General features: G+C 46.9%; 8 protein-coding genes. 5 read left to right on the plus strand and 3 right to left on the minus strand.

The window, feature by feature from the left end; genetic code table 11:
• Positions 1-92: 92 nt before the first annotated feature.
• A complete protein-coding gene (locus KDK15_RS16425; protein ID WP_257296470.1) occupies positions 93-245 on the minus strand; it encodes a hypothetical protein in 153 nt (50 codons plus the stop codon).
• 162 nt (positions 246-407) lie between these two features.
• Here KDK15_RS16425 and KDK15_RS16430 point away from each other — a divergent pair, with 162 nt between their 5' ends.
• Together KDK15_RS16430 and KDK15_RS16435 are read left to right on the plus strand one after the other, a co-directional pair.
• The gene (locus tag KDK15_RS16430; RefSeq protein ID WP_257296471.1) at positions 408-1,322 is read left to right on the plus strand and encodes a hypothetical protein; all 915 of its coding nucleotides are present in this window, start codon (positions 408-410) and stop codon (positions 1,320-1,322) included.
• Positions 1,323-1,418: 96 nt separating this feature from the next.
• Positions 1,419-2,522, plus strand: a complete 1,104-nt coding sequence (locus KDK15_RS16435) for a homeobox domain-containing protein (RefSeq protein WP_257296472.1) — start codon at positions 1,419-1,421, stop codon at positions 2,520-2,522.
• Positions 2,523-3,052: 530 nt separating this feature from the next.
• Here KDK15_RS16435 and KDK15_RS16440 read toward each other — a convergent pair.
• Positions 3,053-3,235: a hypothetical protein gene (locus KDK15_RS16440; protein ID WP_257296473.1), complete on the minus strand. Its 183-nt coding sequence runs from the start codon at positions 3,233-3,235 to the stop codon at positions 3,053-3,055.
• A 25-nt stretch (positions 3,236-3,260) separates the two neighbouring features.
• Between KDK15_RS16440 and KDK15_RS16445 the strand changes: the two genes are divergently transcribed.
• The 3 genes from KDK15_RS16445 to KDK15_RS16455 all read left to right on the plus strand — a co-directional run bounded on the left by KDK15_RS16445 (position 3,261) and on the right by KDK15_RS16455 (position 6,825).
• Positions 3,261-3,902 (plus strand): homeobox domain-containing protein, encoded by a 642-nt coding sequence (locus KDK15_RS16445; RefSeq protein ID WP_257296474.1) that lies wholly within the window; start codon positions 3,261-3,263, stop codon positions 3,900-3,902.
• Positions 3,903-4,358: 456 nt separating this feature from the next.
• Positions 4,359-5,063 carry a homeobox domain-containing protein gene (locus KDK15_RS16450; RefSeq protein ID WP_257296475.1) on the plus strand — a complete coding sequence of 235 codons (705 nt, stop codon included), beginning with the start codon at positions 4,359-4,361 and terminating at the stop codon, positions 5,061-5,063.
• Between the two features lie 190 nt (positions 5,064-5,253).
• Positions 5,254-6,825, plus strand: a complete 1,572-nt coding sequence (locus tag KDK15_RS16455) for a long-chain fatty acid--CoA ligase (protein WP_257296476.1) — start codon at positions 5,254-5,256, stop codon at positions 6,823-6,825.
• A gap of 86 nt (positions 6,826-6,911) precedes the next feature.
• On the opposite strand, the gene KDK15_RS16460 is transcribed toward KDK15_RS16455, so the two are convergent.
• Positions 6,912-7,818 (minus strand): hypothetical protein (locus tag KDK15_RS16460; protein WP_257296477.1); only part of this gene is annotated, 907 nt, incomplete at its 5' end.

The following is a 7,818-nucleotide window of genomic DNA, read 5'->3' on the forward strand; positions in this document are numbered from 1 at the left end:
TTTCAATGCAATTGATGGGCTCCTTCATTGACCTCCTAAGTCCGTTCGTCCTGAGGCTCTATGTTTCTCATCAAACTCATTGAAATGATGTACTAACTAGAAGCCTGGTTGAATTTGTCGACGACATTGGCCGGATTGGCCAGAAACATCAGTGTTGCACAGGCGCAAGGGCAGACATTATTCACCCGAATATGGTAGTTGCCTCCATAGCCATCGCCCTGGTCAGATTGACCACTGCCACGCATTATTGATCACGCTGTCGATACCACCGAGGGTGGCCATGGCCTGTCCATGCAGCGCCTTGACGGAAGCGCTGTCAATTGAACTATTTGCTGATCATATGATCAGAACCCATAAGACTAATCCTTTGACGTTTTTTGCGCGCTAAATTGTAAGGTGTTCTAAAAATGATTTTCCCTGCTCATTACGTAAATTCACAGCAAACAACGGGTGCTCCTGTAACGAAGCAGGACTCTGCTTCAACGGCATCGGCGGATATTAAATTCGGGGATACATTCCGGGCTATACGTCCGGTATTTGATGAAAAAATTTTGCAAAATGCCAACGAGGCTATAAATGCAGATTCTGGATATTTTGTTGATGAATCTCGTCGTCCACGATTGCAATCCAGGCTTTGTTCAAAAGTGTTAAAAGGAGATGGTGACTCACAATATATACTTGATTTAATTCCTGATGAAAGAGAAACCAAAGTAAATGTAAAGTTTGACTGTCGCTGCAGGATTGTTGATCGGAAAAAATTTAGACATCAATTAGTGACCAGTAATGAGGCATTGATTGAACTGGCAATAAAAGGTGTAGAGGTTTTGGCCCGGCAATTCTCATTGAAGGGTGAGTCTATGGAAATGTTCCGGTTGTCGATAATTCGGAATTACATTTCCGATAAAGGTTTACGTGGAGGTGGATGGCACCGTGATTATGGGGAATATACCCTCGTGATGTTGATGAATGACGATTCAGTTATTAAAAAGAACGCTCCTTATTATACGGGAGGAGGATTGGATACAGCGAAATGTGCCGGAGAAAGCTGGTTTACAGGAGCATTTCCTGTTGAGGGGACCTCTGAAGGACACTTTTACGAGAAAAACGGGGGTTTTGTTTTCTCAAATACGGGTGAACTTCTTCATCAAGGTGCTGATGCTGAGTATGTCTCGGTTAACCCGGGAGAGTCTCAGGAAGAGCCTCTGGAAAAGAGGTTACTGCTTATCATTATGAGTCACAGTCCCCAGTCAGAGATTACTCCAGAGCGAAAGCATAACTTGAGTGACCTTTTCAGCCGAGTGAAATCCTGGTTTGTTAGTTAGACGACGAACTTTCACCCAGAGGCCCTGCAGAAAAAACTTTTACTGTTCATTAGATTTTTTGATGCTTGCGTCTAGTATGGACTTATCTACAACAAATTGGCTGATTTTATGGATCCTGCAGTATTCCCTCCCAAATCACCTGATAGTTCGTTGGCTGGTGCCGTTAGCTCATCCGGCACTGCTCATACCAATTCAGCCTGTAGACCACAAGGTAGACCCTTATATGGCGGGTTTTATGTAGCGCACACTGATACTCAGCCAGTCTATTCCATGATTAGTTTATTGCCCTGGATTTTACCGGCAAGGGGCCTTTTTCCTCCAGATAGATTTGGCGTGGGAGTTTCAAATGTGGGTAATGTGGGTAATGTGGGTAATGTGGGTAATGTGGGTAATGTGGGTAATGTATCAAGGACTTTGTACCTGCAAAATCAGGCTGCAATGGCATCAGCTGTTACCCCTTATCACCTGGGCCATCAGGAACTGACAGGGTTTGGTATGAGTTGTGGTCTTAGGTCTGATGGCTGGGCTGACACTTCTACCAGAGCAGCGGATGTGGAAGGAGAAATTAGCCAACCAGCTTCTTCCGGGAACATTAAGAGCAAAACTGATACGAGTGAATGGTCCTCCTGGCGGGCTGACCCCAGGAACAAAGAACGTAGAAAACGAGCAAACTTTCCCAGATGGAAAGTTCAGGAACTTAATAATGCATTTCAACATAATGCTTATTTAAGAGGCCCCGATCGATTTAAGCTGGCTGACAACTTGGGGATGACAGAAGATCAGGTACAAATATGGTTTCAGAATAAAAGAGTGAAGCTCAAAAAACAGGCTCTTTTAAATATTGCCAGCAACCGCGCTGAATATATGGGGGCAATGAATTCATCAAGAACTGTTTCTCAAGACCTGAGGGCCAAACAGCAAATGTTTCCAGTCTCCTGGCCAGAAGCTGGTGTAATGCAGAGGTACACTTTACGTACTGACAGGGAGGTAGTCAGCAGTACTATTGCTAAATCTCCAGTCGATGCAGTCCAGACAATGTTAGTTGAAATAGAAGGTGCACTTCAGAAACGGTCTTCCTGTTCAGCCACTGACTATCGTCAATCCAGTTGTCCTGAGCCTGAACTTCCTGTAACTACTTCAACCAGTCAATTAACCAAAGTTTATGATGTACCGGATTCTTCCAACTCAATTGGTTTATAAACCTGCGGAATCATTTTTAAACTTGGCAAAAAATTTTTACTTTCCATTAGATTTTTGGATGCTTGCGTCTAGTATGAATTTACCTACAACAAATTGGTTGATTTTATGGATCCTGCAGTGCTCTCTCACAACTCATCTGACATTGTGTTTTCTGGCGCAGTTAGCTCATCCGGGCCTGTTCACTCCCGTTCAGGCTTTGGATCTGCTTACTCCCGTTCAGGCTTTGGACCTGCTCACACCCGTTCAGACTGTGAACTGAAAGATAGACCCGTTTATGGCAGGTTTTCCGTAGCGCACTCTGATGCTCATCCAGTCTATTGTGTGAGTAGTATATTACCCGGGATGTCAACGGCAAGGGACCCTTTCCCTTCGGGTAGATTTAGCTCGGGAGTTTCAAGTGTGGGTAATGTATCAAGGAGTTTGTCCCTGTTTAATCAGTCTGCAATGGCATCAGCTTTTAATCCCTATCACTTTAGACCGCTGGAACTGGCAGAGTTTGGTATGAGTTCTGGCTACGGGCCTCCTTATCCTTATGGTTGGACATCCACTTCCACTGAGGAAGTGGATGTGGGGCGGAAGAGTTGCCAGCCAGCTGCCACATCCACTTTCACCAAGGAAGTGGATTTGGGGCGGAAGAGTTGCCAGCCAGCTGCCACATCCACTTCCACCAAGGAAGTGGATGTGGGGCGGAAGAGTTGCCAGCCAGCTGTCACATCCACTTCCACTAAGGAAGTGGGTGTGGGGCGGAAGAGTTGCCAGCCAGCTGCTTTTGAGATGATAAAGAGCAAAGCTGATACGAGTGAATTGCATTCCCGGCAATCACGTCGCGGGTATAAAGTACGTAAAATACCTCAAAAGAGAACAATCTTTGATGACTGGAAAATTCAAGAACTTAATAATACATTTCAACGTACCAAGTATTTAACAAGAACTGATAAAAGTGCTCTGGCTTCAAGGTTGCAAATGACAGAAGTACAGGTGAAAATATGGTTTCAGAATAAAAGAGCGAACACCAAAAGGCTGGCTTCTTTGGCCAGAGCAAGTCTCAGTGCTCAATCTAAGGGGGCATCAAAAGCGATTTCTCAGACTCTTTCGACTAAACAGCAAATGTCTTCAGTTTCCCGGCAAGAGGTTGTTGCACAGCAGAGATATGCTTTATTTTGTGAGAGTGATGTAATCAGCCTTACTAAGGCTCAATCACCAGCTGCAGCGTTGCAGGAAATGCTAGTGAATTTCAAAGGTGCTCCTCAGGTACCATCTTCCTGTTCAATTGCTGACTATGGTCAATCCGGGAGTCCTGAGCCTGAACCTCCAACTACTCCAACCGGGGAATTAAATGATGATGACGAGTCAGATTCTTCCCTCAAAATTGATCTATGAACTTGCAACTAAACATCACCAGGCTTTACAGAAAAACTTTTACTGTTAATTAGATTTTTTGATGCTAGCTTCTAGTATGGATTTATCAAAACCGAATTGGCTGATTTTATGTATCCTACAGAGTTTCCTCATAACCCACCTGATAAATTTTTGTCTGGCGCAGTCAGCTCATCCGGAAATGTTTACTCCCGTTCAGCCAGTGGACCAAAATTTGGAAATACGACTTTTTATGGCAGGTATGCTATACCTCACCCTGATACTCAGCCAGTCTATTCTGCGGGTGGTTTATTACCCGGGATGTCATTGACAAGAGACTTTTTTCCTCCGGGTAGATTTGGTCAGGGAGTTTCAAGTGTCGGTAATGTGTCAAGGAATCTGCCCCTGCTTGACCAGCCTGAAATGGCATCAGCTTTTTCCCCTTATCACACCGTTCGTCAGGGACTGTCAGGACTTGGTATGAGTTCTGGTCATTTGACTTCTGATTGGTCTGTCACTTCCACCAGACCTGCGGATGAGCCGGGAGGGCTTTGCCAATCAGCTTCTTCAGGGAAGATGATGAGTAAAGCTGATACCAGTGAATCGAATTCCCGGCAAGCAAGCCTTGAGCCTGAAACACGTAGAAAACGAACAATTTATCCTAAATGGAAAGTTCAACAACTTAATAAAGCATTTCAACGTTGTGCTTATCTGACAAACGATGAAAGATCTTTTCTGGCTTCAGAGTTGCTGATGACAGAAGAGCAGGTTAAATCATGGTTTCAGAATAAAAGAACGACTGTTAAAAGGCGGTCTAAGCTGGATGGCGAAGAAAACAGCGTTCAATATATCAGGCCATCAAGATCGGTTCCCGGGGCCTTCGGGGATAGACAGCAAATGGCTTCATTTCTCTGGCAGGGATTTAGTGTACAGCATAAATATACTTTACTTCGTGATAGGAAGGAAATCAGTAATACTATGGCTAAATCAGCAGTTGAAGCGTTGCAAGAGATGTTAGTAGAATTCAGAGAAACTCCCCGGGGACAATTTTCCCGTTCAGCCGCTGACTGTTGTCAATCCAGGCTTCCTCAGCCTGAACTTCCTGTAACTACTTCACATACTATTACCAGGAAACTGACTAAAGATGATGTTGAGTCAGATTCTTCCGACTTGATTGATCCATGAACCCTGACTGTAAAGGGAGCATTAAGTTGCTGATAGCCATCTGACCTTTCCTGCCGTTTATTGATATGGATTTTGACAACATCATCACGTCACAGGTCAGTTTGTTTTGACGGTCCCGGTTTGAGCTTTCGCAGGTTGGTGTCTATTTTTTGAGAAGAGTTAGTTTTTATTTCCCTGGGGTGTCGGTCTCATGCCCAATCTTGCTGATTTCCTGTTCCGGAGCGCTGCTGTCTATCCTGAGAAAACCGCCATCGTTTCTGATGAACGGTGTATCAGTTACCAGGTATTAAAAGATACGGCTGCCACTATTGGTCAAGGTTTACAGCACAAAGGTATCCGGCCCGGTGACCGGGTGGCGGTCAGTTGCCCGAATATTCCCCAGTTCCTGATGGTTTATTACGGTATTCTCACTGCCGGTGCGGTTGTGGTGCCGTTGAATATTCTGCTGAAGCCAAAAGAGATCGCCTATCATCTTACCGATAGTCAGGCTGTCGCCTATCTGTGTTTTGAAGGTTCGGATGATCTGCCATTGGGGCAGTTTGGACTCGAAGCCTTTCAGCGGGTGAGCAGCTGTGAGCATTTTTTTGCCATTACCGGAGACCTTAACCAGGATGAGTGGCGAGGTGAGCCCACGCTAACCACATTGCTATCCGGCAGCGCACTGGCAGACCCGCAGGATAGAGGCCCGGAAGATACTGCCGCGATTCTCTACACATCTGGCACAACCGGGCAGCCAAAAGGTGCTGAACTCACTCACTATAGCCTGTCGATGAATGCACTTATCTGTTCGACCTTATTGATGACCGGTGTGAATGATAGCCATCTGGTGGTTTTGCCATTGTTTCATAGTTTTGCCCAGACGGCCCATATGCTCCATGCCGTGGCATCGTCATCCACCATGGTATTGATGGTTCGTTTTGAGGCATTGAAAACGCTGAAGCTGCTGGCGCAGGAGCAGATCACCTACTTCGCGGGTGTGCCGACCATGTATGTTGCCCTTAATGGCGCTAAGGCTGAATTGTCTGCAGGTGAACGGCAGGCCATTACCGATAAGTTGAGGTTGTGTGTCAGTGGTGGAGGCCCTATGCCTGTGGACGTTTTGCAGACATTTGAGGGCAATTTCAACGTCACCATTCTTGAAGGCTATGGTCTCTCAGAGACGTCACCTGTAGCCTGTTTCAATACCCTGGATCAGGCGCGCATCCCCGGCTCCATTGGACGGCCAATCCCTGGTGTCACAATGAAAGTGGTTGATGCTGAGGGTAGTGCGCTGCCTTTTGGTCAGGATGGTGAGCTGGCCATTCGTGGCCACAACGTGATGAAAGGGTACTTCAATAAGCCAGAGAAGACGGCAGAGGTGCTGCAAGATGGCTGGTTCCGCACGGGCGATATCGCCCGCCGTGATGAGGCGGGTAATTACTACATAGTAGACCGGAAGAAAGATCTGATTATTCGTGGCGGTTTTAATGTTTACCCCCGTGAGGTTGAAGAGGTGTTACTGGCTCATCCCGATATTATGCAGGCAGCGGTAATCGGTGTACCTGATGATTACTACGTTGAAGAGATTATGGCGTGCCTGATTCTGCATGAAGGTCGTGAGCTGTCACCGGAATTGATTAAGACCTGGGCACGGCAACATCTGGGGGACTACAAATACCCACGATATGTGCGAATTTTTCAGGAATTCCCACTCAGTGCCACGGGTAAAATATTGAAGAGAGCGTTGCGAGAGCAGGTAAAAGGAGAGCATAAAGGGCAGTAGTCTTTCCTGCGTCAGGCCCTGCGGAATATGAATCGTGCCGACCTGATTGGTTCCGGGCTAACAATCAGTCCGTCAGTGGCAGTAACTTATAAGTATTGCTCGATTATGTGGGATATCCCACGTCCATGCATGGTGATTGCCATGTTGCATAATAGGGGCAGGTCCAATTTGCCATTTTCCTGCAGTTGAGGGTGATTGAGGAATTGGTCCAGATCTCTCAATTGGGGTAACCCATGATTGTACATCATGCCCGCAATGGCACTGAAAAGGGGGAGGTTCAATGTGCCATTTTCTTCCTGCAGGCGAGGGTGATTGAGGAGTTGGTCCAGCTCCCTCAATTGGGGTAACCCTTGATTGTTCATCATGCCCGCAATGGTAATGAAAAGGTGCTGATTCAACGCGCCGTTTTCCCGCAGGCGGGGGTGATTGAACAGTCGCTCCAACTGACACAATGAGGGATACTGGTGCCCATGCATCATGCCAGTAATGGCGTAGAAGAGGGGCAGGTTAAATGTGCCGTTTTCCTGCAGGCAGGGGTAATTGAGGAAGCGGTCCAGCTCACTCATTTGGGGTAATCCGTACCGGTACTTCATGCCTGCAATGGCGCAGAAAAGTGACGAATTCAATGCGCCATTTTCCTCTAGTCGGGGGTGGTTGAGGAGCGGCTCCAGTTCCCCCATTGGGGGTAACCCACGACGTAGCATTATATCTGAAATGACTCTGAAAAGGGGCAGGTTCAATGCGCCATTTTCCTGCAGGCGGGGATGATTGAGGAGTCGGTCCAGCTCCACCATTGGGGGTAATCCACGCCCGTCCATCATGCGTGCAATGACTGTGAAAAGGGGCAGGTTCAATGCGCCATTTTCCTGCAGGCGGGGATGATTGAGGAAGCGGTCCAGCTCACTCATTCGAGGTAACCCACGCCCGTAAATCATGCGTGCAATGGCTGTGAAAAGGGGCTGGTTCAATGCGCCATTTTCCTGCAGGCGGGGG

This window comes from Endozoicomonas sp. YOMI1 (assembly GCF_024606345.1).
In the GTDB taxonomy this organism is placed as follows: domain Bacteria; phylum Pseudomonadota; class Gammaproteobacteria; order Pseudomonadales; family Endozoicomonadaceae; genus Endozoicomonas.

What these genes read in the sequence shown, in the direction of transcription:
- KDK15_RS16425 (WP_257296470.1), bottom strand. Translation starts at nt 245, where the DNA reads ATGCGTGGCAGTGGTCAATCTGACCAGGGCGATGGCTATGGAGGCAAC.
- KDK15_RS16450 (WP_257296475.1), top strand. Translation starts at nt 4,359, where the DNA reads ATGAGTTCTGGTCATTTGACTTCTGATTGGTCTGTCACTTCCACCAGA.
- KDK15_RS16455 (WP_257296476.1), top strand. Translation starts at nt 5,254, where the DNA reads ATGCCCAATCTTGCTGATTTCCTGTTCCGGAGCGCTGCTGTCTATCCT.
- KDK15_RS16430 (WP_257296471.1), top strand. Translation starts at nt 408, where the DNA reads ATGATTTTCCCTGCTCATTACGTAAATTCACAGCAAACAACGGGTGCT.